The organism is Fictibacillus phosphorivorans (assembly GCF_023715845.1).
GTDB classification, from domain to species: domain Bacteria; phylum Bacillota; class Bacilli; order Bacillales; family Fictibacillaceae; genus Fictibacillus; species Fictibacillus phosphorivorans_D.
The window spans coordinates 1-253 of sequence record NZ_JAMBOR010000095.1 but is presented as its reverse complement, the minus strand read 5'-3'; the positions used below and the strand labels follow the sequence as shown (position 1 = coordinate 253).

The 253-nt window shown below is 39.1% G+C and carries 1 protein-coding gene; it reads right to left on the bottom strand.

Annotation, left to right across the window (positions count from 1 at the left end):
• On the bottom strand, nucleotides 1-253 hold a 253-nt coding region (locus M3206_RS18925; RefSeq protein WP_251314050.1), incomplete at both ends, for a helix-turn-helix domain-containing protein.

Here is a 253-nt window from a genome sequence, read left to right as displayed (position 1 = left end):
GCCTCCTTTCGATCTCCTCTAACTTTTTTAAAAATGCATTTTCTGCACGTAACCGTTCATTTTCTCTTTCTAATTTTTTCATCTGAAGCTTAAATTTCTCTTCAGGAGTTAACTCGTCTTCTGTCTTTCTTCCACGCTTATCATTAAGCGTTTCATCTCCACCTTCAAACTTCTTAACCCATTGATACACCTGTTGGTAGGAGACCTCGTATGTTTCAGCTATCTTCCGGTAATCCTTCCCGTTCTCCAAACA